The organism is Brevibacterium sp. FAM 24630 (assembly GCF_049804075.1).
Taxonomy (GTDB): domain Bacteria; phylum Actinomycetota; class Actinomycetes; order Actinomycetales; family Brevibacteriaceae; genus Brevibacterium.
Genome location: NZ_JBNBZD010000075.1, coordinates 1 through 548, shown reverse-complemented (window position 1 = coordinate 548; position 548 = coordinate 1). Strand labels below are relative to the sequence as shown.

Here is a 548-nt window from a genome sequence, read left to right as displayed (position 1 = left end):
AGGCTGCCCTGCTCCTGCTCACCGGATACCAGACCCCAGCGGCGATCCGCCGCATGGGCGTCAAACGCCTCACCGCGTGGTTGAAGAAGCGTGGAGCCAGGTCGGCTGCCCGAGTCGCTGACATCGCCGTCGAGGTCGCCGATAAGCAGCACACCACGGTGCCCGGCCAGGACGCGGGTGCGATGATCGTGGCTCGTCTCGCTGCTGAGATCCTGCGACTGGCTGATGACATCACCGGTATCGAGAACCGCATCGAGGACCGGTTCCGTGAGCATGCTGATGCCGAGATCCTGCTGTCGATGCCCGGATTCGGACCCCTCCTGGGCGCAGAATTCACCGCCGCGACCGGGGGCGGAATCGACCAGTTCGACAGCGCGAACCGATTGGCCGGAGTCGCGGGCCTGGCGCCAGCGCCCCGGGACTCGGGGCGCATCAGCGGTAACCACCACCGACCGAAACGCTACGACCGCAGACTGCTGCGGGCCTGCTACCTCGCCGCGCAAGTGGCATCGCGATGGTGCCCGGTATCGAAGGCGTTCTACGACCGA

At 67.0% G+C, this 548-nt stretch carries 1 protein-coding gene; it reads left to right on the top strand.

Annotated features, from left to right (window positions below; translation table 11 throughout):
- Positions 1-548: transposase (locus ACPUD7_RS17790; RefSeq protein WP_425120655.1), on the top strand; the 548-nt coding region annotated here is incomplete at both ends.